The sequence below is a fragment of the Streptomyces sp. NPDC096132 genome (genome assembly GCF_044763345.1).
Lineage (GTDB): Bacteria > Actinomycetota > Actinomycetes > Streptomycetales > Streptomycetaceae > Streptomyces.
The window spans coordinates 363,658-383,559 of the sequence record NZ_JBIWGA010000001.1 but is presented as its reverse complement, the minus strand read 5'-3'; the positions used below and the strand labels follow the sequence as shown (position 1 = coordinate 383,559).

The window sequence follows — 19,902 nt, the reverse complement described above, 5'->3', positions numbered from 1 at the left end:
ACACGGCTCCGGCAAGGGAACGACTAGTGCACCGCGCGCAGCATGCGCGTCACGTTGATCTTCGTCGGCGAAAGGCCGAGTTCCACGCTCTGCATCATCCGCTCGCCGTTCAGTCGGCCGTAGGCGAGCAGGTCGACGTTGGCCAGGCTGAATTCGGGCCAGGTGTGAATGCTCAGATGCGAGGCGGAAAGCAGGAGAATGGCGGTGACGGCACCGTTCGGGAAAACGTGCGACGCCTCACCGAGTACCGTGGCGTTTCCCTTTTCGGCGGCCGTGCGCAGCACCTGGAGGAGGCGCTCCTCGTCGGTCAGGATGCTGTGGTCGCTCACCCATACGTCGACGGCATAAGAGCACAGATCGTCGACGTTTATACCCTCGGTGGCGAGGCTGGCGGAGTTGGTCATGGGGAACCGGGGGTGACGAACCGCTGCCCCCGTCTCCTTTCAGAGAGATCTGCGCTGGTCCGCGCGGCTGAAGAGAAAGGTCTCGAGAGCCGGTGACTGGCGCTCGGTGGGGCCCAGCCTAGCATCCGGGGCGCTCCGGGGCTCGCGAGCACACCCCGTCAAGGGGGCGGGAAGACCGCGGGCATATTCGGGCGGAAAACGGCCCGATAAATTCCGGAAAAACTTAGCGATCAGAAATATGAAACCGGAACGTAAAACCTTTGGCTCCGGAACATCGTGGGGTTGCCGCCGGAACATCACCGGAATTTCCATTGTCCCTTCGCATTCTCGGCCGTCGCACCGAGTCCGATCGGCGGGGCTACCAGCCCGTATACTCGATACCCCCGGAATCCATCAGCTTCCCTGGAGCAGCATTGTGACGAACGCGCGTCGGCATCCTCGGAGTACCACCGCCGATCAACTGCTCACGGAAGTCGCGGACGCCGTCCGGCTCCACGAGGGTCCGCCCGGAGTGCGGTCCGTGCTGCGTGCGTTGCGCCGCCTGGCCCCCGCCTCCACCAAGGACCTCAGCCGCGCCACCGGCCTGCCGGTGCCGATCGTGGCCGCCCTGGGGAACGAGTTGCGCCGCCGTGGTCTCGTGACCAAGGAGCGCCCGTCCCGGCTGACCGAGGCCGGCTCGGATCTCGTCGCGCAGCTCGGCATGGACCTCACCATGGACGCCACCTGCCGCACCTGCGACGGCCGTGAGCTGGTGATCCCCGAGGTGCTGGACGAGGCCGTACGACGGCTGCGGGCGCTCATGGAGTCGGGTCCCGCCGCCGACATGGCGATCGACCAGTCGCACTGCACGGCCGAGACCAAGGTGCGCCGGGTGCTCGCCCTGCTGACGGCGGGCGCGCTGCCGGGCGGGTCGCTGCTGCTCATCGGCGACGACGACCTCGTGTCACTGGCCGTGGCGGTCGTGGGCGACGTGCTGGGCGGGCCGATCGTCGAGCGGGTGACCGTGGTCGACATCTCCGCCGAGATCCTCGACTACATCCAGAAGACGGCCGCGGCACTCGGCACCCGCGTCGAGACGGTGCAGCACGATCTGCGGCAGCCCCTGCCCGCGGAGCTGCACGGGCAGCACGACGTGGCCATGACCGACCCGCCGTACACCCCGGAAGGCGCCCGGCTCTTCCTCTCCCGCGCGGTGGAGGGCCTGCGGCCCGGCCCTGCGCACAGCGTCTTCTTCTCCTTCGGCGGCAAGAGCCCGGACGAGATGCTCGAGGTCCAGCGGGAGATCATGGCCCTCGGCCTGGTCACCAACGGCTACATCCGCAACTTCAACGAGTACGAGGGCAGCGGCATCCTCGGCGGTGTCGGCTTCTTCCAGCACCTCCTCACCACCAGCTCGACCGCCTCCCGGCAGGGCGACTACAGCGGCCCCCTGTACACGGGCGACAAGCGGACCCGGCAGCGCGAGTACACGTGCGTGGCGTGCGGCACCCAGGTCCGTGTCGGCCCTGGCGCCCGGTGGGCCTCGGTCGCCGCCCTGCGCGACGAAGGCTGCCCGAACTGCGGAAAGGGCCCCTTCCGGCCCGGCCGGCTGGTCCCGGCCGAGGAGCCAGCGGCACCGGCCGCCGAGCGCACCGCGGTGCCGGCGGGGCGATCCCCCGTCCCGGCCGAGCAGTCCGCGGCCCCCGCCCAGCAGTCCACGGCCTACGCCCAGCAGCCCCCGGCCCCGGTCCAGCAGCCCCCGGCCCCGGTCCAGCAGCCCGGAAGCACCGCACCCGCACCGGCCGCCGCACCGACCCCCGCCTCCACGCCCCCCACCCCCTCCGCCCGCACCATCGGCTGGCACTCCCCGGCCCCCGAGGACCGCGCCGCCCTCGAAAAGCGCGCGTACCCCTATGTCACCCGTCAGGCCGACGAGCGCGACCTGCCGGCGATCGGGGTGTTCGAGGCCGAGATCGCGCGGGTCTCCTTCGGCGAGGACGCCATCGACGACCCCGCCCGCTGGGCGTCCCGGCTGGGGCGGGCCATGGAGAAGTCGAAGGAGGGCATGATCGTCGCCCACCGCCCGGGCGGGGTCCCCGTCGGCTGGTGCTGGGTGAGCATCAACCAGAACGCGATGACCGGCGACCGCTACGCCAACTTCCGCTCCCTCGCGGTCTCCCCGGTGGACAACCGCAGCGACGTGGCCGAACTCCTCCTCACCGCCGGACTGGAGTTCTGCCTGGCCAACGGCATCACCGAGGTCACCGGCCGGGTCCATGTCGGCAACGTCCCGATGCGCACGGTCTACCGCAAGTTCGGCTTCGACCCCACCAGCCTGGCGATGAAGCTGTTCCTGCCCCGGGGGGACCGATGACCGCGTTCGACCCGCTGGCCGCCTTCGACCCCGACCGCGTCAAGTGCGTCGTGTGGGACCTCGACGGAACCTTCTGGGACGACATCGCCGTCGAGTCCCCCACCGACGAACTGCCCACCCCCCGCCCCGAGATGCTGGCCGCGATCGACGCGCTGGCGGCCCGCGGCGTGCTCAGCAGCATCGCGAGCCGCAGCGCGCCCGCGGTGCTCGACCGGCTCACCGACGGCCGGCCGGAGGTGCGTGAGCGCTTCCTCGCCCCGCAGGTGTCCTGGCAGGACAAGAGCGAGTCGCTGCAGAGGATCGCCAAGGACCTCGGGATCGCCGTGGACGCCCTGGTCCTGGTCGACGACTCGCCCTACGAACGCGCCGAGGTCGAGGCCCTGCTGCCCGGTGTGCGCACCCTCGACCCCGCGGACGTGCCCGCGCTGCTGGCCGCGTTCGAGGGCCGGGAGGTCACCCCCGAGTCGCGGGACCGGGTGCACCGCTACCGCACCGAGGAGACCCGCCGGGCCGAGGGCGAACGCTTCCAGGGCACCCGCGAGGAGTTCCTGCGCTGGTGCGCCATGCGGCTCGCCGTCGGCGCGGCCACCCCCGACGAGACCCCCCGCGCCCTGGAGCTCGCCGCCCGCACCCACCGTCTGAACTCCTCCGGCCTCACCCCCGACCGGTTGCGCGAGCTGGCCGCCTCGGACGGGCACGAGCTGTACACCGCGCGGATGACGGACCGTTTCGGCGCGTACGGCGTCATCGGCGCCGCCCTCGTCGACCGCACCGCCCCCGGCGCCTGGTCCGTCCCGCTGCTCGCCCTCTCCTGCCGGGTCGCCGGCCGGGGCGCGGCGGCCGCCTTCCTGTTCTGGCTGATGGGCCGGGCCCGCGAGGCCGACGCCGAGGAGTTCCGGGTGACCCTGCGCCCGACGGACGCCAACCTGGAGATGCGGATCCTGCTGCGCCAGGCGGGGCTGCGCCGTACGGACGACACGCCCGGAGCCGCTCCCGACTCGGCCGTCCTCGCCCGGCCGCTGCACGGCGACCTCCCGAAGCCGCCCCCTTATCTGCACGTATCCGACCGAGAGGACGCCGAGGCGTGACGGACACCCAGGAGCTCGCCGCCGTGGAGCGGGAACTGCGCTCGATGATCGCCGACGCCGCCCGCCTGGACCCGGACGTGGTGGCGGAACTCCCCGCCGACACCGAGCTGTTCGGCCCGGAGATCGCCCTCACCTCGCTGGCCGGCGTGACCCTGCTGGGCGCGATCGACGCCCGGTTCGGGGTGGACGTGGCCGCGCTGGACCTGAGCCTGGACAGCCTGCAGTCCATCGCCACGCTCGCCGGCTTCGTCGCGACACACCTCCGGGCGGGCTAGGCACCCGTCTGTACGTCTCTCCTGTTCAAAAAGGGTGATCCGGACGGGCGTGCCGTGACCCACCCCGGGTGGCCGCGTTGAACGGGGCGTGCGACGGCGAGTCCTGCTGCCGCACGAACCGATTCACTAAAGGAGAACGTGATGTCTCGCATCGCGAAGGTGGCGGCCGTTGCCCTCGGCACCGGCGCCGTGGTGGTCAGCGGGGCCGGCCTGGCCATGGCGGACGCGGGTGCGCAGGGTGCGGCCGTTGGCTCGCCCGGTTTCGTGTCGGGCAACGTCGTCCAGGTTCCGATCCACGTGCCGATCAACCTCTGCGGCAACACCGTCAACATCCCCGGCGCGCTGAACCCGGCCTTCGGCAACACGTGCGCCAACATCGACGACCACGGCAAGGGCCACAAGCACGACGACTACGGCTACGACAAGCACGGTCACGGCAAGCACGACGGCGGCAAGTACGACCACGACAAGTCCTCCAGCGACAAGCAGGGTGGCTCCGGCTACGGCGACTGACCGGCGTCCGTACGTTCCACCCGTGCGGCCGGTCGTACCCCCAGTACGCACCAGCGGTACGCACCACCAGGAGAGCCCCGGCACCTCGAGCGCCGGGGCTCTCCCCCTGTCCTGGAACCGGTCACGCGTACCGGTAGATGCGGGACACGTCCTCCAGCTGGTCCGGTGTCACGTCCCACGGGGGCAGTTTCTCGTGGCGGGCGACGACCCGGCGGTACTGCCGGCTGTCCGACCCGGGGGGTTCGGCGGGCAGATAGCGGTGGGTGGGGTGACGGGCCTGCCAGCGGCTCCACACCAGGTCGACGAAGGCGTGGTGCAGCCAGAAGACGGGGTCGTTGACGGAGGCGCCGCCCAGCATCTCCCCACCGACCCACCGGTGCACCCGGTTGTGGTTGCGCCAGGAGGCGCTGCCCCGCCCGGTCCCCCATCCCTCCAGCTTGTTGCGGAATCCCTCGGTGACCGTCGAGTCCCAGGGCTCGGTGTCGTAGACCGGGTCCCGCAGGGCCCACTCCAGTTCGGTCGTGGTGGGCAGTTCGATGGGGTTGGCGGAGCGGCCGAGGTCCCGGGTGAGGAACACGCCGTCCGTGATGTTCTCCTTCAGGGTCCAGTTGCCGGTGGCGTAGGCGAACGGCCCGGTGGTGACCTGGCGGTCGGAGCTGCGGCCGGTGCCGCCGAGGAGGTCCTTGGTCCAGGGCGCGGAGGTCGTACCGCGGTCGCGCGTCCAGTCCCAGTACGGCACGGTCACCGAGGAGTCGACCCGGCGCAGCGCCTTCTCCAGGTCCAGCAGGAACTGCCGGTGCCAGGCCAGGAAGGAGGGCGCCATGTGGGCCGTACGCAGGCCGCCCTCGCCGTCGGAGACGTAGTAGTCGATGTGCCTGCGTACGAACTCGTCGTACTCGCCCCGCCGTTTGATCTCCAGCATCGCCTTCACGAACCGCCGTCGCTCGCCGGCGGTCAGTGTGCTGACGTCCTTACGCGTATAGACCATGCCGGCCCCCCATGTCGCGCAGGTGGCCGCCGTCCGCCGGGTCGTTCTCGCGCAGGCTCTCCCCCGGGCCGAGCTCGTCCACGGCGGCGCGGGCCGCCTCCAGCGGGGTGCGGTACGAGCGGTAGTGGTCGATCATGCTCAGCCAGGTGCCGTCGGCCCGGCGCATCAGGTGCAGCGGGCGGCCGTCGACCGTGACCTCCCACTGGGCGCCGTCGGCGACGGAACGGCCGAGGGGGGTGAGGACGCCCTGGATGCGCCGGCCGCGGTACATCTCGTCGAATCCGGTGCCGGTCGAGTCGTCCTGCGGGTCCGGCGGCCAGGACGCGGCGACGACCGGGACGAGCGCGAGGCCGGCGGCGACGCCGAGCAGCCCGCGCAGCGCATCGCGTCGTGTACTGGCTCTCGCGGGTCCCGACTTCCTCGCGGGTACGGGTACTCCGTCGACGGTGACGACCATGGTGTGCTCCTCGTACGAGTGCGGTGTGTCCTTAGCGGTAACCGCCCGGCGGCCCGCCTGGTCACCACGAAGCACACGGACGGGCCCGGACGGATGTCCGGGCCCGTTGCTCTTCCTGGAGTCCTCGCCGACGGCTACCGGCCCGGGCCCAGGCCGAGGTTCGCGCCCGGGACCGCCTGCAGCATCGGTGTGAGCACGCCCGCCTGGGGCAGCTTCGGGTCCGGCAGGCCGAAGTTGTCGGGGTTGGGCGGGGTGAGCGGGGCGTCCAGGGCCGCGCCGGGGCCGAGGGTGAGCACGTCGGAGGCGGGGGCGTCGAGGCCGACGTGGTCGAAGCCGTCGCCGAGCACCTCCGGCAGGGGTGCCCGCAGGCCGGCGCCGGGCAGGCCGGCGGCGACGGGGAGTCGCGGGACGGCCCGCTCCGGGAGGAGACGGCCCTCGACATGGCGCGGGCCCTCGGGCGAGCCGGACGAGGGCAGGGGGATCTCGCCGCCGACCTCGGGCAGTTCCATGCCGAGGGAGTTCTCGACGCCGTTGAGCGGGACGGGGACGGGGACCGTGCCGATCGCCGCGGCGGGGGTCGCGGCCGCGGCTCCTGCGGCGGCCGCCACACACGTCAGCACGGCGGCGAGGGTTCCTCGGGTGGTCGACTTCATCTCGGGTACGGGCCCTTTCGGAGGAGTTCTGGGGGCTGTGCGTCCGTACCGGGTAACGAGCCGGAAAACGCGACCAGTTCACAATTCGCCCGGCCGCCGTAGTCATGGCTTCATCAGCTCGTCCAGAAATCCCACCAGCGGGTCAGGATCAGCATGCCCACGACGCCGAGTTGCAGCAGGGGCAGGACCCAGGTGAATTCCGCGAAGAACGTACGCGCGGCGGCGGGTGCGGGCAGGAATCCATGGCGTACGTCGAAGGAGACGACGTACCAGAACAGCACGGTCGTGGCGATCCACGCCAGACAGCACCACAGGCACAGCGCGTTGATCCGGTACAGGGACTCGAACTGCAGCCAGGACACGAACCCGATGCCGAAGAGGCAGCCGGCGGTGAAGGTGAGCCAGTACCAGCGGGGGAAGGCGGCGCCGGCCAGCAGGCTCATGCCGACGCAGACGACGATGCCGTAGGCCACCAGGCCCAGCATCGGGTTGGGGAACCCGAACGCCGAGGCCTGGTCGCTCTTCATGATGTCGCCGCAGGACAGCACGGGGTTCAGGCTGCAGCCCGGGGTGAAGCCGGGGTCCTCCAGCAGCTTGAACTTGTCGAGGGTGATGACCCAGGAGGCCAGCAGCCCGGCCGCGCCGGTGAGGACGAGCAGCAGGGCGAAGGGGCGGCTGCCGCCCGCCGCCGTGCCGGACCCCGGGTCGGCTGCCCTCCGCACGGGCGTCAGGCGCGCAGGCCGCGGGCGGGCAGGACGACGTGCGCCGCCGCGGTGAGGGTCTCCTCGTCGCCCGCGAACGCGGCGAGTGCCTCGGGCTCCACGGCCTTGCCGGGGACGGCCTCGGGCCACGGGCGGGTGGTGAAGACGAGGTAGGCGTAGCCGCGGTTCTCCACGGCGGCGAGCCACTCGGGCGGGGGCACGCACTGGGCGTTGAGCATCGGCATGGTCAGGACGGCCGCGCCTGCCGTGACGAGCAGGGTGACCGGCAGGCTGGGCCGTTCCGTGCCGTCGACGAGGTCGCCGCCGACGGGCAGGCCGTTGTCGGCGAGCAGGCGCTCGATGGCGGCGGCGGTCGTCTCGGCACCGCCGTTCGGGGCGTCGCCGAGGGAGTAGGCGAGCAGGTAGGGCATGTCGCTGCCGTCGGGGGCCTCGCCGCTCCACGGCATCACGACGAGGGTGCCCAACTCGGCCACGCTGAAGGGGCGGGTTGTGCTTGGGGTTGAGGTCACCGCGCGACCCTATCGGCGCCCCTACGGGCGTCCGGGCACGTTCTCACCCGACCGGGGGACGTCTCGACGGCGCTCCACACGAACGAGGGAACGCGGCCCGCACAGCGCCGGACACCGGTCCCGCGCAGCGCCGAGGGCCGGTCCCGTCCCGTGCGGAACCGGCCCTCCGGAAGGGGCGCGTCAGCGGTGCAGGGGCAGCCCGCCGAGGAGCCCACTGTGCTGGTTGAGCGAGTCGGCCGCGCCCTGGACGGCGCTGAGCACGGAGTCCTCGTTCTCGGTGTCGAGGGCGTGCGACTGCTGCTGCAGCGGCATCGCGTCCCGCGCGGTGATGTCCCCCTTGGCGAGCGTGTTCACGGCGCCGTTGAGGCTGGTGGGGGTGAGGTCCGCGGTGTCGTAGGCGAACGCGGGCGCGGCGGCTCCGGCGAGGGCGACGGACCCGGCGACGACGGCGGCGGCCTTCAGGGACTTCATCGGGTTCCTTTCAGGGATTTCCGGGGGTTCCCGGGGATGCCCAGGGGATTTCGGGGGCTGTGACGCCGTGTACAACGATCCCCTTCGGATGCGGAAACCCGTGCACGGAAAGTTTCCGCACCCCGACCGTCAGGGGGCCGGGAGCAGGTTCGCGGCCTGCGGCGCCGGAGGTGAGTCCGGGAGCGACGGTGTGGCCGGGAGCGAGGACGCCGAGACCGGCGCTTCGGACGCCGACAGCGGCGGGCCGGGCACGCTCGGCAGGTTCGGCAGGTTCGGCAGGTTCGGCAGCGGCAGGCCCGCGGCGTTCAGGGTGGCGACGACCAGGCCGACCAGACCGGTCGCGAGGCCCGTGGCCGTCGTCACGATGCTGGTCGCGTTGCCGGAGGCGGCGGCCGCGAGCAGCTCGGCCACCGCGTCCTGCACCGTCTCGAGCGCCTCCGTCTCCGGGTCGGTGGGCAGCGACGGGACCGGCACCGGAGTCGTCGCGGTGATCTCGGCGATGGCCGCTTCCACGGCGTCGCCGAGCTGGGTCGCCTGTTCGGCGGTGAGCTCGCCGTCGTCGGCCTCGAGGGCGGTGTCGAGGAGATCGGTGACCGGCGTGAGCACGGTTCCCGGACCGGACAGACCCTTGATCTGGGCGAGCAGCGCGTCCACGCCGGGGACGGGCGCACGGGACGCCGCGGCGCTGCGCTCATGAACCGCGTCGGCCGCGGCGGCGGCGGGAGCGGCGACACCGAGGAGGAGGGTGGCGCCGAGAGCGGTGGAAGCGATACGCCGTACGGGCAGATCACGCATGGGCGTTCCTTTCGATGTACATCGGGTCTTGAGCCCACCGTGAAAGGAGTGATCGCGCTCCGCAACAGGTGGTCACTTTCCGTAAGTCATTCGAGGAAATGCCGCATGCAAGCCGAACGGCCGCTCTCCTGGCGGGAGGGCGGCCGTTCGACGAGGACGTGGCGTGACGTCAGCTGTTGACGCAGGTGTTGCCGAACGCCGGGTTCAGCAGGGCGAGCCCGTTGAGGGTGTTGCCGCAGATGTTGATCGGCACGTGGATCGGGGCCTGGACGACGTTGCCGGACAGCACGCCCGGGGAGTGCTCGGCGATCCCGCTCGCGCCGCTGTCGGCGGCGGCGATGCCGGAGGCGCCGGCGACGGCCGCGGCGGCAACGGAGGTCAGGACCAGGCCCTTCGCGATACGCGACATGGAGAGGTGCTCCTTGGGGGGTTTTGACACAAACACCCGGGCGGGGATGCCCGGCGCTGTGTCAACGCGCTGCGCCGCCGGGGGTTGTGCCGCCAAAAGAGTGAACTGATTCGCTCAGGCGATCGACCGAGCCCCGGCCACCCCGCGCCCACCTCGGCGCTTACCGACCCGGTCTGCCCATCTGACGATGTGTTGAACTCCGTGATCAGCGGGCCGGGGCGGCTCCGGCGGCGCGTGTCCCGGCGCACAGCGACGGCCCTGGCCAGGACGGGGACACGTTCGATCTCGGCGCGGGTTTGCGGCCGGGTGGTGACCAGGCGAGGTTCCGGCTCGTTTCCCACCGGGACGCGGCGTGGGCCGGGGCGCTCTTCGTCGCCGTCGACACACGGACGAAGAGGTCAGCGCGTTCCCGCCCGTCCCGAGCGCCACCGTGAGCGAGGAAACCGCGCGATGCACCAGCCAGAACCCGACGTCGGAACCCGGGTCCTGCATCTCACCCAGCCCGTGGACGGCGGTGTCGCCCGGGTCGTCACCGATCTGGCGCGGGCCCAGCTCGCGGCCGGGCTGCATGTCACCGTGGCCTGCCCCGGCAGCGCCCTCGCCGACGAGCTGCGCTCCCTGGGCGCGGACGTACGGCGGTGGGAGGCGAGCCGGTCCCCGGGCCCCTCACTCGCGGGTGAGGTACGACGCCTCGCACGCGTGATCGACGAGACACACCCCGCACTGGTGCACGCCCACAGCGCGAAGGCCGGGCTGGCCGGGCGGCTCGCGGTGCGGGGGCGGATCCCGACCGTGTTCCAGCCGCACGCCTGGTCCTTCGAGGCGGTCGGCGGGGCCACCGCCGCGCTCGCCCTCGGGTGGGAGCGGTTCGGGGCGCGCTGGGCCACGCGGGTGGTCTGCGTGAGCGAGGCGGAGCGCGCGACCGGGCTGGGCGCCGGGATCTCCGGCCGGTGGCGCGTCGTCCCCAACGGCATCGACACCGAGCGGTTCCGTCCCGCCCCCGCCGGCCCCGTACGGCAGGCCCTCCTCCCGGATCTCGACCCGGCCGCCCTCCTGGTGGTGTGCGTGGGGCGGCTGTGCCCGCAGAAGGGGCAGGACGTGCTGCTCGAGGCGTGGGCGGACGTCGTACGCGAGGTGCCCGGGGCGCGGCTGGTCCTGGTCGGGGACGGGCCGGACGGGGAGCGGCTGCGCGCCGGGGCGCCGGAGTCGGTGCTCTTCGCGGGTGCCGTCGACGACACCGTCCCCTGGTACCGGGCCGCCGACCTGGTGGTGCTGCCCTCGCGCTGGGAGGGCATGGCGCTCGCCCCGCTGGAGGCGCTGGCCTGCGGGCGGCCGGTGGTGGTGACCGAGGTGGACGGCGCCCGGGAGAGCCTGCCGGACGCGCTCGCGCCCCACTGTCTGGTGCCCGCCGGCGATCCGGCGGAGCTGGCGGGGGCCGTCGCCGGTCTGCTGTCCGACGCTCCGCTGCGGGCCTCGCTCGGCGAGCAGGGGCGCCGTTACGTCCTGTCCACGCACGACGTGCGGCGCACGGCCGCGGCGGTCGCGGACGTGTACCGCGAACTGCTCCGCCAGGTGCCCGCGCCCCGGGTCGTGCCCACCGAGTCCAGGGAGTCCATCCACCCGTGACTGCGGAAAGTACTGCGGAAAGCACCGTCACCTCCCCCGGCGCGCAGCCCGGTTACCCGCCCCGCTCGGTCATCACCCAGCGGGAGAGCGGCGGCACGGGCTTCCGGTTCCCCGCCCGGCGTCCCCCGGCCCGGCCGGCCTCGCCGCCGCTGCTGCTGCTCGCCGACGGCCTCGCCGCGATCGCGGGCGCGGCGGCGCTGCTCGCGGTGGGCCGCCACCCGGCGCTGGTGGCCGTGCTGGCGGCGCTGACCTTAGCGGTGCGTGCCCGGGGGGAGCGGGCGGTGACGGGCGTGCTGGACGAACTGCCCACCGTCTGCGGCCGCATCGCGGTGGCCTGGCTGGCGCTCGGCGCGCTCGCCGCGGCCTGGCACCCGGCGCACGCCCTGCCGGCGCGCACTCTGCTGACCGGCTTCGCCGCGCAGACCCTGGTCGCCTGCGCCGGGCGGGCGCTGGTCCATCTGCGCCGCCGCCGCGCGCTGGCCCGCCGTCCGCGCGCCGCGCTCGTCATCGGGCCCGCCGCGACCGCCCAGCGGGTCGCCGCCGCCGTGCTGCGCCACCCGCGCTGCGGGGTGGAGCCGGTGGGCGTGGTCGCCGAGCGGCCGGACGACACCGACGGGCTGCCCGTGCTGACCACCGGCCAGGAGGTGCAGCGGGCCCTCATCCAGAACGGCGTCCGGGAGGTCCTGTGCGTGCATCCCGCCGTCCGCTCCCAGCAGGGGCCGCTGCTGCGGGCGCTGGCCGCGTCGGGCTGCACGGTGTGGGAGGTCGACGCCGACTCGCCCTCGTACACCAGCCGGGAGCAGCTCGCCGGGTTCGCCTGCCGGCGTCTGCACGTGGGGCCCGGGCACCGGGACGATGTCGGCAAGCGGCTGCTCGACATCACCGTCTCCGGGGCCCTGCTGCTCCTGATCAGCCCGCTGCTGCTGGGGTGCGCGGTGGTGCTGCGGCTCACCGAGGGGCCGGGGGTCGTGTTCCGCCAGGAGCGCATCGGCAAGGACGGGCGCCCGTTCACCCTGCTGAAGTTCCGCACCCACCGCCCGGTCGACGAGCACGAGTCCGCGACCCGCTGGAGCGTGGCCGGCGAGGTGCGGATGAACCCCTTCTGCCGCTTTCTGCGCCGGAGTTCGCTGGACGAGCTGCTCCAGCTGTGGAACGTCCTCAGGGGCGACATGAGCCTGGTCGGGCCGCGTCCCGAACGCCCCTTCTTCGTCGGCCAGTTCAGCCAGGCCCATCCCGGCTACGCGGCCCGCCACCGGATGCGTGTCGGCATCACCGGGCTCGCCCAGGTGCAGGGGCTGCGCGGGGACACCTCGATCGAGGACCGGGCCCGCTTCGACAACGCGTACATCGACAACTGGTCGCTGTGGCAGGACGTGTGCATCCTGCTGCGCACCGCGGCCGCCCTCGTGCGACCGACCGGGAGCTGAACCGACCGATGACCCTCGCCCCGTCCCCACCGGCACCCGCACCGGCCCCGCCCGTGCCGCTGTCCCGCGCCCGGGCCCTGTCGCCGGTGCTGCCGGTCGTCGCCGTGGTCGCCCTGCTGGCCCTGCCCGTCTCCCCGGGCGGCGAGGGCGGCGCCGGACCGGCCGACGCGCTCTCCGCGCTCGTCGTCCTGTTCTGCGCGGTCCGGCTGGTACGGCAGCGGCGGCGCCCCCTGTCCCGCAGGGCCGCCGTCGTCCTGGGCCTGCCGGTCGCGGGGCTCGCGCTCGCCGCCGCGGGGGCGTCCTCGCCGGGGGAGGGACTGACCGGGCTCGGCCGCTACCTCCAGGTGTTCGTGCTGGTCCCGGCCGCCGTGCTGCTGCTGGTCCGAGGCCGCCGCGATCTGCGGGTGCTGGCCTGGTCGTTCGTGGGGCTGGCGGGCTGGCAGGGCGCGGTCGGCGTCCACCAGTACGTCACCGGGACGGGCGCCTCCTACCAGGGCGAGATGATCCGCGCGGTCGGGACCTTCGGGCCGCAGGACGTGATGGGCATGGCGACGGTCGTGTCCTTCGGTCTGGTCTGCGCGGTGGGGCTGGCCCTCGGCCGGACCTCGGTACGGCAGCGGACAGTCGCCGCCCTGGCCGCGTTCGCCCTCCTCGTCCCGCTGGCGCTGTCCTTCAGCCGGGGTGCCTGGATCGCGACCGCGGTCACCTGCGTGGTCCAGCTCGTCCTGGGCGGGCTGCGGCGGGCGCTGAAGGCGGGCGCGGTGGCGGTCGCGGCCGGAGTGGTCCTGGTCGGCGGCTTCGGCGTCGGCTCGGCGATGCTCCAGGAGCGGATCAGCAGCATCACGCAGGTCACGGACGCCCCGGACCAGTCGGTCACCGACCGGTACACGATGTGGGCGGCCGCGGTCGGCATGTGGCGCGAACAGCCGCTGACCGGCGTCGGGCTGAAGGGTTTCCCCGAGCACCGCGACGCGCACGCCTCGCTCGCCCTGTCCTCCGGCAGCGACACCGACGGCGCGGGCTCCGGCTTCGTCCGGCAGCCGCTGCTCTCCCCGCACAACATGTATCTGCTGATCCTGAGCGAGCAGGGCCTGCTGGGGCTGCTCGCCCTCGCGGGCGGCTGGCTGGCGCTGCTCGTGTGCGCACTGCGGGGCCTGTTCCGGGTCCGCCGGTCCGGCACCGGTCTCGACTGCGCCCTCGTCGCCTGCGGACTGCTCGTCTGGCAGCTCACCGACTTCGTGTACGCCGACATCGGCGGCCCCTCCACCGTCCTGACCGCCGTCGTCCTCGGCCTGGGGGCCTGGTGGGCGCTGGTCGGAGGAGAGGGGGTCGGGGAGGCACGGCAGGCCCCGGACGCCGGGGAGGCCTGCGCGCGATGAGGTTGATGCCTTCCCGGACGTCCCGACGGACGCCCCGTGGCGAGGACGACGGGTCCGTGCCGTCGGCTCGGGCCGCCGTGCCGTCCGGGGAGGAGGTCGGTCCCCACGGGGACTCCGCCGACCCCCACGGGGACTCCGCCGACCCCCACGGGGACTCCGCCGACCCCCACGGGGACTCCGTCGGCCCCCACGGCGAGTCCGCCGACCCCCACGGGGAGCCCGTCGGCCCCCACGGGGACTCCGTCGGCCCGCACGGGGAGCCCGTCGGCCCCCACGGGGACTCCGTCGGCCCGCACGGGGACTCCGCCGACCCCCACGGGGACTCCGCCGACCCCCACGGCGAGTCCGCCGACCCCCACGGGGAGCCCGTCGGCCCGCACGGGGACTCCGCCGACCCCCACGGGGACTCCGCCGACCCCCACGGGCAGCCCGTCGACCCCCACGGGGACTCCGCCGACCCCCACGGGCAGCCCGCCGACCCCCACGGGGACTCCGCCGACCCCCACGGGCAGCCCGCCGACCCCCACGGGGAATCCGCCGACCCCCACGGGCAGCCCGTCGCCCTCCACGGGGAATCCGCCGACCCCCACGGGGACTCCGCCGAGCTCCCCCCGGCCTCGCGGGGTTTCCTCGCCAAGGCCGCGCTCGTCACCGCCGCGCTGTCCGTCGCCGGGTCGCTGCTCGGGCTGGTGCGCGACCAGGCGCTGGCCCGGCTGTTCGGGGCGGGCAGCGACACGGACGCCTTCCTCGTCGCGTGGACCGTGCCGGAGTTCGCGGCCACGCTGCTCATCGAGGACGGGCTGGCGTTCGCGCTGATCCCGGCGTTCAGCATGGCGCTGGCCCGCCGCTCCCAGGGCGCCGCGGGCGATCCCGTCCGCGCCCTGGTCGCCGGGACGCTCCCGCGGCTGTCGCTGGCGTTCGTCGCGATCGGCGCCCTGCTCGCCGGCATCGCCCCCCAGCTGGTCGGCGTCCTCGCGCCCGGTCTGCCCGACCCGGAGCTCGCCGTCGACTGCACCCGGCTCACCGCCACCTGCGTGGTGAGCTTCGGGCTGGCCGGGTACTGCAGCGCCGCCCTGCGCGCGCACCGGCGGTTCACGGCGCCCGCGGCGATCTACGTGGCGTACAACGTCGGCATCATCACCGGGATGTTCGTGCTCGGCGGGCCGTGGGGGGTGCGGTCGGCGGCGGCCGGGGTGGCGGTCGGCGGGTGCCTGATGGTCCTCGTACAACTGCCGTCCCTGTTGCGGCAGTTGCGCAAGCGCACGGCGTCCGCGGAGGAGGCCGGTGAGGAGCCCCGGCCGCTCGACACCGCGCTCCTGGTGACCGTGCTGCTGTTCGCGCTGTGCCGGCAGTCGCAGGTGCTCATCGAGCGGTTCCTGGCGTCGAACCTGCCCGCCGGGGCGATCTCGCACCTCAACTACGCGCAGAAGGTCGCGCAGATGCCGATGATCCTGTCGGTGATGGTGTGCACGGTCACCTTCCCGGTGGTCGCGCGGGCGCTGGCCGAGGGGGACACCGAGCGGGCCCGGACCCGGGTGGAGCGGGATCTGTCGCTGGCCGCGTGCATCGTGCTGCTCGGCACCGCCGCTGTGGTGGCCTGCGCCCCGCAGATCATCGAACTCCTCTTCCAGCGAGGCGCGTTCACCGCGCGGGACACGGCGGCGACGGCCGGTGTGATGCGGGTATACGCGCTGGGGCTGCTCGGCCAGACCCTGACGGGCGTCCTCGTCCGCTCCTACTTCTCGGGGGGCCGCGGCCGCTGGTTCCCGGTGGGCGCGATGGCCACCGGGATCGTGGTGACGTCCTGCCTCGGCGCACTGACCGTCGGCCCCTGGGGGGTGTACGGGATCGCCGCCGCCAACGCGGCCGGCATCACCCTCACCGCCCTGGTCCTGCTGGCCGGGACCGGCCCCCGCAGCGTCCCGCTCCACACCTGGGGCGTGCTGCTCGAACTCAGCCGCCCCGTACGGGCGGCCCTGGCCGCCACCCTGGCCGGACTCCTCGTCGCCGGCCGATGCACCGGCACCCTCTCCGGGCTCGTCGCCGGCGGGCTCACCGTGACCGCCGTCTTCGTCCTGCTGGGCTGGGCCCTGGACGTCCAGGGCGTCGCCCGCGCACTCCGTTCCGTACGTTCCGCGATCCGAAGGCTCTCCCATGGCCGCTCCTGACACCACCAGACGCAGCTCCGTCCCCTGGGTGGCGATGTACCACTCCGTGGCCGACTGCACCGACGACCCGTACCGCATCACGGTCACACCCGAGCGGCTGGACCGGCAGCTGGCCTGGCTGACCCGCAGGGGCCTCAGGGGCGTCTCCATGGCCGAACTGCTCGCCGCGCCCACCCCCAGGGGTCTCGTCGGCCTCACCTTCGACGACGGGTACGCCGACTTCCTCACCGCCGCCCTGCCCGTGCTGCGGCGCCACGGCTGCACGGCCACCCTGTTCGTGCTGCCCGGCCGGCTCGGCGGCGACAACGCCTGGGACCCGCTCGGCCCGCGCAAGCCGCTGCTCACCGCCGACGGCATCCGGCAGGCCGCCGCCGAGGGAGTCGAGATCGGCTCGCACGGCCTCACCCACGTCGACCTCACCCGCGCCGACGACCTCGCCCTGAAGGCGGAGACCGCCGACAGCCGCGCCGCCCTCGCCGAGCTGCTGGGCGCGCCGCCCGCCGGCTTCTGCTACCCCTACGGGACGATCGACCAGCGGGCCGTGGACGCCGTACGGGACACCGGATACGCCTACGCCTGCGCGATCGACCCCGGCCCGCTCACCGGCCCGCACGCCTTCCCCCGCGCCCACGTCGGCCAGAACGACACCTCCGCGCGCCTCTTCCTGAAGTACCGGCTGCACGCGCTGCGCCGCCGTCCCGTCGAGGGGACGCGGTGAGGGTCCTGCACATCATCACGGGGCTCGGCGTGGGCGGCGCCGAGCAGCAACTGCGGCTGCTGCTGCGGCATCTGCCGGTCACCTGCGAGGTCGTGACGCTGACGAACCCCGGCGCGGTGGCCGACGGGCTGCGGGCCGACGGCGTCCGGGTCACCGACCTCGGCATGCGCGGCAACCGCGACCTGGCCGCGCTCCCCCGCCTGGCACGGACCATCCGCGCCGGCGGCTACGACCTGGTCCACACCCACCTCTACCGCGCCTGTGTCTACGGCCGCCCCGCCGCGCGCCTCGCCGGGGTGCGGGCGATCGTCGCCACCGAACACTCCCTGGGCGGAACGCAGTTGGAGGGCCGCCCGCTGTCCGCCGGGGTCCGCGCGCTCTATCTCGCCAGTGAGCGGCTGGGCCGCGCCACGGTCGCCGTGTCCCCCGCGGTCGCCGACCGGCTGCGCGCCTGGGGCGTCCCGGCGCCCCGGATCGAGGTCGTGCCCAACGGCATCGACCTGGCCCGCTTCCGCTTCGACCCGGCCTCCCGCCGGCGCACCCGGCGGCAGCTGGGCCTCCCGCAGGACGCGTACGTCATCGGCGGCATCGGCCGCCTCGCCGCGGCCAAACGCTTCGACGTCGTCGTCCGCGCGCTCGCCGAACTCCCGGACGACTGCCGGCTGTTGCTGGTCGGGGGCGGCGCCGAGGAGGACGCGCTGCGGCGCACCGCCCGGGAGGCGGGGGTCGCGGACCGCGTCCTGCTCACCGGCGAACGCCCCTGCGACCCCGACGGCACCCCCGGCCCCGACCTGCCGTCCCTCGTCTGCGCGATGGACGTGCTCGCCTCCCCGTCCCCCGAGGAGACCTTCGGTCTGGCGGTGGTGGAGGCGCTGGCGTGCGGGCTGCCCGTCCTCTACTCCTCCTGCCCCGCGCTCGAAGGCCTGCCCACGCCCGGCGCCCGCCGGGTGACCGGCGGGACCGGGGCGTTCGTCCGCGCGCTCACCGAGGCCCGCGGCGCGCCCCCCGGCCCGCGCACCGCGCCCGACGCGGCCCGGCACTACGACATCGCCCGCAGCGCGGAGCGGCTCATGGACGTGTACGCGACGGCCGTCTCCGGACGCCCCCTGCCGTCCGCCGCTTCCCGCGCGGCTTCCTCCCCTTCCGCTTCCCCTTCCCCGACACCCCAGGGAGTCAGTTCCCCATGACCGAGCACCCCCGCCGTCCCGCCGCCCTGCGCCGCGCCAGGACGCTCCCGCCCTGGTCCCTGCTGGCCGCCGGGGCCGTCGTCGGCGGCCTCCTCGGCGGCGCGTACGGCGCCTTCCAGCCGCCCGCGTACACGGCCACCGCCTACGTCGTCGCCGTCCCCACCGAGAAGTCCGACCCCGCGTCCGCGCTGGGCTTCGCCCAGGCCTACGGGCGGGTCGCGACGCAGCTCGCGGTGCTCGGGGACGCCCAGGGGGCGGCGGGCGTGCCGGTGCGCACGCTCCAGCGCAGTGTGCGGACGGCGACCTCGCCGGACGCCCCGATGGTCTCGATCACGGCCACCGCATCGAGCGCCGACCTGGCCGCCGACATGGCCAACGCGGTCTCCCTCTCGCTGACCGAGCACGCGAAGAACACCCGCAAGACCACCAACGTGGAACTCCAGCAGTTCGCCCGCGCGGTCCGCCCCACCGACCCGTCCTCGGCGTCCCCGACGCTGACCGCCCTGGTGGGAGCGAGCGCGGGCGGGCTGCTCGGCGGGCTGGTGCTGCTGGTGCGGCCGAGGCGGGACCGCGAGACGTCGGGCGTCACGGCCGCCGTACCGGGTCAGGCCCTCGCCGCGGACCTCCATGGAGCACTGTGAAACCGCCCTACAGCACGGAACTCGTCACCGACGAGCAGGCCTTCGCCGGCCTCGCCCCCGCCTGGGACCGCCTCTACCAGCGGTGCGCCACGGCCACCCCGTTCCAGACCCACGCCTGGCTGCACTCGTGGTGGCTGTCCTACGGCAGACACGGCCGGCTGCGTCTGCTCCTGGTCCGCGACGGCGTCGAACTCGTCGCCGTCGCCCCGCTGATGGCCGTACGCCGGCCGGTGCCCTCACTGGTCCCGTTGGGCGGGGCGATCTCCGACTACGGTGACGTCCTCGTCGACGACGCCCACGGCGAGCGGGCCGTCGGCGCGCTGACCGAGGGCCTCGCGGCGGCCGCCCGCAGCGCGCTGATCGACTTCCGTGAAGTGCGGCCGGGCGGCGCGGTCGAGCAGGTCTTCGAGCACTGGCGCGGTCCGCGCCGGCGGGTGGGCGACTCGGTGTGCCTGGAGCTGCCGGCCGTCCCGATGGACGAGCTGGTCGCGCGGCTGCCGTCGGCGAAGGCCCAGCAGCGGGTCCGCGCCAAGCTGCGCAAGCTGACCGCGCTGGGCGTGGAACGTCAGGCGGTACGGCCCGACGAGGTGGACGCGGCGCTGCACCGGCTCCTGGAGCTGCACCGGCTGCAGTGGCAGGGGCGCAAGGTCACGGGCGAGCATCTGCGGCCGCGCTTCTGCGAGCACCTGGTGCGCTCGGTCGGGCCGATGGTGCGCTCCGGGGACGCGGTGGTCACCGAGTTCCGGCTGGACGACGACGTGGTGGCCGTCGACCTGACCCTGCTGTCGCGCCGGCTGGCGGGCGGCTATCTCTACGGCGCACATCCGCGGCTGCGGGAGCGCAAGGCGGACGTCGCGGTGATGCTGCTCGACGCCTGCGCCGAGCACACCCGGGAGGGCGGGCGGGCGGCGCTGAGCCTGCTGCGCGGCAACGAGCCGTACAAGCTGCACTGGCGGCCCGAACCGGTCGTCAACCAGCGGCTGTTGCTGGCCCGGCGGCGTACCGCCCCGCTGCTGTCGGCGGTCGTCTGCGACGTGGCCGCACGGCGGCGGGGCAAGGAACTGCTGCTGCGCTGGGAGCAGCGGAAGGAGCGTGCCGGTGGCGGCGGGACCTGAGGCG

General features: G+C 74.0%; 21 protein-coding genes. 12 read left to right on the top strand and 9 right to left on the bottom strand.

The annotated features are described in order from the left end of the window. Positions 1 to 23 precede the first annotated feature (23 nt). Entirely contained in the window at positions 24 to 404 is a 381-nt protein-coding gene (locus ACIRF9_RS01715; RefSeq protein WP_352343553.1) for an S-adenosylmethionine decarboxylase, read from the bottom strand. A 415-nt stretch (positions 405 to 819) separates the two neighbouring features. Between ACIRF9_RS01715 and ACIRF9_RS01710 the strand changes: the two genes are divergently transcribed. From ACIRF9_RS01710 to ACIRF9_RS01695, 4 genes are all read left to right on the top strand, one after another. Continuing rightward, on the top strand, positions 820 to 2,757 hold the full coding sequence (locus tag ACIRF9_RS01710) for a GNAT family N-acetyltransferase (RefSeq protein ID WP_403814692.1): 1,938 nt from the start codon (positions 820 to 822) through the stop codon (positions 2,755 to 2,757). Further along, positions 2,754 to 3,845 (top strand): HAD-IIIC family phosphatase, encoded by a 1,092-nt coding sequence (locus ACIRF9_RS01705; protein ID WP_403814689.1) that lies wholly within the window; start codon positions 2,754 to 2,756, stop codon positions 3,843 to 3,845. The genes ACIRF9_RS01710 and ACIRF9_RS01705 overlap by 4 nt, the downstream gene beginning before the upstream one ends. Beyond that, positions 3,842 to 4,120, top strand: coding sequence for an acyl carrier protein (locus ACIRF9_RS01700; protein ID WP_403814686.1), 279 nt, complete (start codon positions 3,842 to 3,844; stop codon positions 4,118 to 4,120). Before ACIRF9_RS01705 ends, ACIRF9_RS01700 begins: the two co-directional genes overlap by 4 nt. 141 nt (positions 4,121 to 4,261) lie before the next feature. Then, positions 4,262 to 4,633 (top strand): chaplin, encoded by a 372-nt coding sequence (locus ACIRF9_RS01695; RefSeq protein WP_403814683.1) that lies wholly within the window; start codon positions 4,262 to 4,264, stop codon positions 4,631 to 4,633. A 121-nt stretch (positions 4,634 to 4,754) separates the two neighbouring features. Here the strand turns inward: ACIRF9_RS01695 and ACIRF9_RS01690 are convergent, their stop codons facing one another. The 8 genes from ACIRF9_RS01690 to ACIRF9_RS01655 all read right to left on the bottom strand — a co-directional run bounded on the left by ACIRF9_RS01690 (position 4,755) and on the right by ACIRF9_RS01655 (position 9,637). Further along, positions 4,755 to 5,621: a tyrosinase family protein gene (locus tag ACIRF9_RS01690; protein WP_403814680.1), complete on the bottom strand. Its 867-nt coding sequence runs from the start codon at positions 5,619 to 5,621 to the stop codon at positions 4,755 to 4,757. Next, complete coding sequence (locus tag ACIRF9_RS01685; RefSeq protein ID WP_403814677.1) at positions 5,605 to 6,078, bottom strand: tyrosinase cofactor; 474 nt, start codon at positions 6,076 to 6,078, stop codon at positions 5,605 to 5,607. The genes ACIRF9_RS01690 and ACIRF9_RS01685 overlap by 17 nt, the downstream gene beginning before the upstream one ends. Positions 6,079 to 6,212: 134 nt before the next feature. Then, positions 6,213 to 6,731, bottom strand: a complete 519-nt coding sequence (locus ACIRF9_RS01680) for a hypothetical protein (RefSeq protein ID WP_403814674.1) — start codon at positions 6,729 to 6,731, stop codon at positions 6,213 to 6,215. Positions 6,732 to 6,844: 113 nt separating this feature from the next. Beyond that, positions 6,845 to 7,453, bottom strand: coding sequence for a vitamin K epoxide reductase family protein (locus ACIRF9_RS01675; RefSeq protein ID WP_403814671.1), 609 nt, complete (start codon positions 7,451 to 7,453; stop codon positions 6,845 to 6,847). A gap of 5 nt (positions 7,454 to 7,458) precedes the next feature. Continuing rightward, the gene (locus ACIRF9_RS01670) at positions 7,459 to 7,962 is read right to left on the bottom strand and encodes a DUF5949 family protein (RefSeq protein ID WP_403814669.1); all 504 of its coding nucleotides are present in this window, start codon (positions 7,960 to 7,962) and stop codon (positions 7,459 to 7,461) included. Between the two features lie 180 nt (positions 7,963 to 8,142). Continuing rightward, complete coding sequence (locus tag ACIRF9_RS01665) at positions 8,143 to 8,433, bottom strand: hypothetical protein (RefSeq protein WP_403814667.1); 291 nt, start codon at positions 8,431 to 8,433, stop codon at positions 8,143 to 8,145. A 129-nt stretch (positions 8,434 to 8,562) separates the two neighbouring features. Continuing rightward, complete coding sequence (locus tag ACIRF9_RS01660) at positions 8,563 to 9,228, bottom strand: hypothetical protein (protein ID WP_403814665.1); 666 nt, start codon at positions 9,226 to 9,228, stop codon at positions 8,563 to 8,565. A gap of 169 nt (positions 9,229 to 9,397) precedes the next feature. Next, complete coding sequence (locus tag ACIRF9_RS01655) at positions 9,398 to 9,637, bottom strand: chaplin (protein ID WP_403814664.1); 240 nt, start codon at positions 9,635 to 9,637, stop codon at positions 9,398 to 9,400. Between the two features lie 450 nt (positions 9,638 to 10,087). Between ACIRF9_RS01655 and ACIRF9_RS01650 the strand changes: the two genes are divergently transcribed. Genes ACIRF9_RS01650 through ACIRF9_RS01615 form a run of 8 tightly spaced genes read left to right on the top strand, consistent with a single transcriptional unit; the run spans position 10,088 to position 19,898 of the window. Then, positions 10,088 to 11,263, top strand: a complete 1,176-nt coding sequence (locus tag ACIRF9_RS01650; protein ID WP_403814662.1) for a glycosyltransferase — start codon at positions 10,088 to 10,090, stop codon at positions 11,261 to 11,263. Beyond that, on the top strand, positions 11,260 to 12,690 hold the full coding sequence (locus ACIRF9_RS01645) for an exopolysaccharide biosynthesis polyprenyl glycosylphosphotransferase (RefSeq protein ID WP_403814660.1): 1,431 nt from the start codon (positions 11,260 to 11,262) through the stop codon (positions 12,688 to 12,690). Before ACIRF9_RS01650 ends, ACIRF9_RS01645 begins: the two co-directional genes overlap by 4 nt. 8 nt (positions 12,691 to 12,698) lie before the next feature. Further along, positions 12,699 to 14,069 carry an O-antigen ligase family protein gene (locus tag ACIRF9_RS01640; RefSeq protein ID WP_403814658.1) on the top strand — a complete coding sequence of 457 codons (1,371 nt, stop codon included), beginning with the start codon at positions 12,699 to 12,701 and terminating at the stop codon, positions 14,067 to 14,069. A gap of 56 nt (positions 14,070 to 14,125) precedes the next feature. Continuing rightward, the gene (gene murJ / locus ACIRF9_RS01635) at positions 14,126 to 16,237 is read left to right on the top strand and encodes a murein biosynthesis integral membrane protein MurJ (protein WP_403814656.1); all 2,112 of its coding nucleotides are present in this window, start codon (positions 14,126 to 14,128) and stop codon (positions 16,235 to 16,237) included. Continuing rightward, a complete protein-coding gene (locus ACIRF9_RS01630) occupies positions 16,224 to 16,955 on the top strand; it encodes a polysaccharide deacetylase family protein (protein WP_403814653.1) in 732 nt (243 codons plus the stop codon). The genes murJ and ACIRF9_RS01630 overlap by 14 nt, the downstream gene beginning before the upstream one ends. Further along, entirely contained in the window at positions 16,952 to 18,142 is a 1,191-nt protein-coding gene (locus tag ACIRF9_RS01625) for a glycosyltransferase (RefSeq protein ID WP_403814651.1), read from the top strand. Before ACIRF9_RS01630 ends, ACIRF9_RS01625 begins: the two co-directional genes overlap by 4 nt. Further along, a complete protein-coding gene (locus tag ACIRF9_RS01620) occupies positions 18,139 to 18,783 on the top strand; it encodes a lipopolysaccharide biosynthesis protein (protein WP_403814649.1) in 645 nt (214 codons plus the stop codon). Before ACIRF9_RS01625 ends, ACIRF9_RS01620 begins: the two co-directional genes overlap by 4 nt. Continuing rightward, positions 18,780 to 19,898, top strand: a complete 1,119-nt coding sequence (locus ACIRF9_RS01615; RefSeq protein WP_403814646.1) for a GNAT family N-acetyltransferase — start codon at positions 18,780 to 18,782, stop codon at positions 19,896 to 19,898. Before ACIRF9_RS01620 ends, ACIRF9_RS01615 begins: the two co-directional genes overlap by 4 nt. Positions 19,899 to 19,902: the final 4 nt, after the last annotated feature.

Coding starts and splice junctions, on each gene's coding strand:
- ACIRF9_RS01705 (WP_403814689.1), top strand. CDS start 2,754: ATGACCGCGTTCGACCCGCTGGCCGCCTTCGACCCCGACCGCGTCAAG.
- ACIRF9_RS01715 (WP_352343553.1), bottom strand. CDS start 404: ATGACCAACTCCGCCAGCCTCGCCACCGAGGGTATAAACGTCGACGAT.
- ACIRF9_RS01665 (WP_403814667.1), bottom strand. CDS start 8,433: ATGAAGTCCCTGAAGGCCGCCGCCGTCGTCGCCGGGTCCGTCGCCCTC.
- ACIRF9_RS01680 (WP_403814674.1), bottom strand. CDS start 6,731: ATGAAGTCGACCACCCGAGGAACCCTCGCCGCCGTGCTGACGTGTGTG.
- ACIRF9_RS01690 (WP_403814680.1), bottom strand. CDS start 5,621: ATGGTCTATACGCGTAAGGACGTCAGCACACTGACCGCCGGCGAGCGA.
- ACIRF9_RS01655 (WP_403814664.1), bottom strand. CDS start 9,637: ATGTCGCGTATCGCGAAGGGCCTGGTCCTGACCTCCGTTGCCGCCGCG.
- ACIRF9_RS01640 (WP_403814658.1), top strand. CDS start 12,699: ATGACCCTCGCCCCGTCCCCACCGGCACCCGCACCGGCCCCGCCCGTG.
- ACIRF9_RS01650 (WP_403814662.1), top strand. CDS start 10,088: ATGCACCAGCCAGAACCCGACGTCGGAACCCGGGTCCTGCATCTCACC.
- ACIRF9_RS01620 (WP_403814649.1), top strand. CDS start 18,139: ATGACCGAGCACCCCCGCCGTCCCGCCGCCCTGCGCCGCGCCAGGACG.
- ACIRF9_RS01695 (WP_403814683.1), top strand. CDS start 4,262: ATGTCTCGCATCGCGAAGGTGGCGGCCGTTGCCCTCGGCACCGGCGCC.
- ACIRF9_RS01630 (WP_403814653.1), top strand. CDS start 16,224: ATGGCCGCTCCTGACACCACCAGACGCAGCTCCGTCCCCTGGGTGGCG.
- ACIRF9_RS01685 (WP_403814677.1), bottom strand. CDS start 6,078: ATGGTCGTCACCGTCGACGGAGTACCCGTACCCGCGAGGAAGTCGGGA.
- ACIRF9_RS01660 (WP_403814665.1), bottom strand. CDS start 9,228: ATGCGTGATCTGCCCGTACGGCGTATCGCTTCCACCGCTCTCGGCGCC.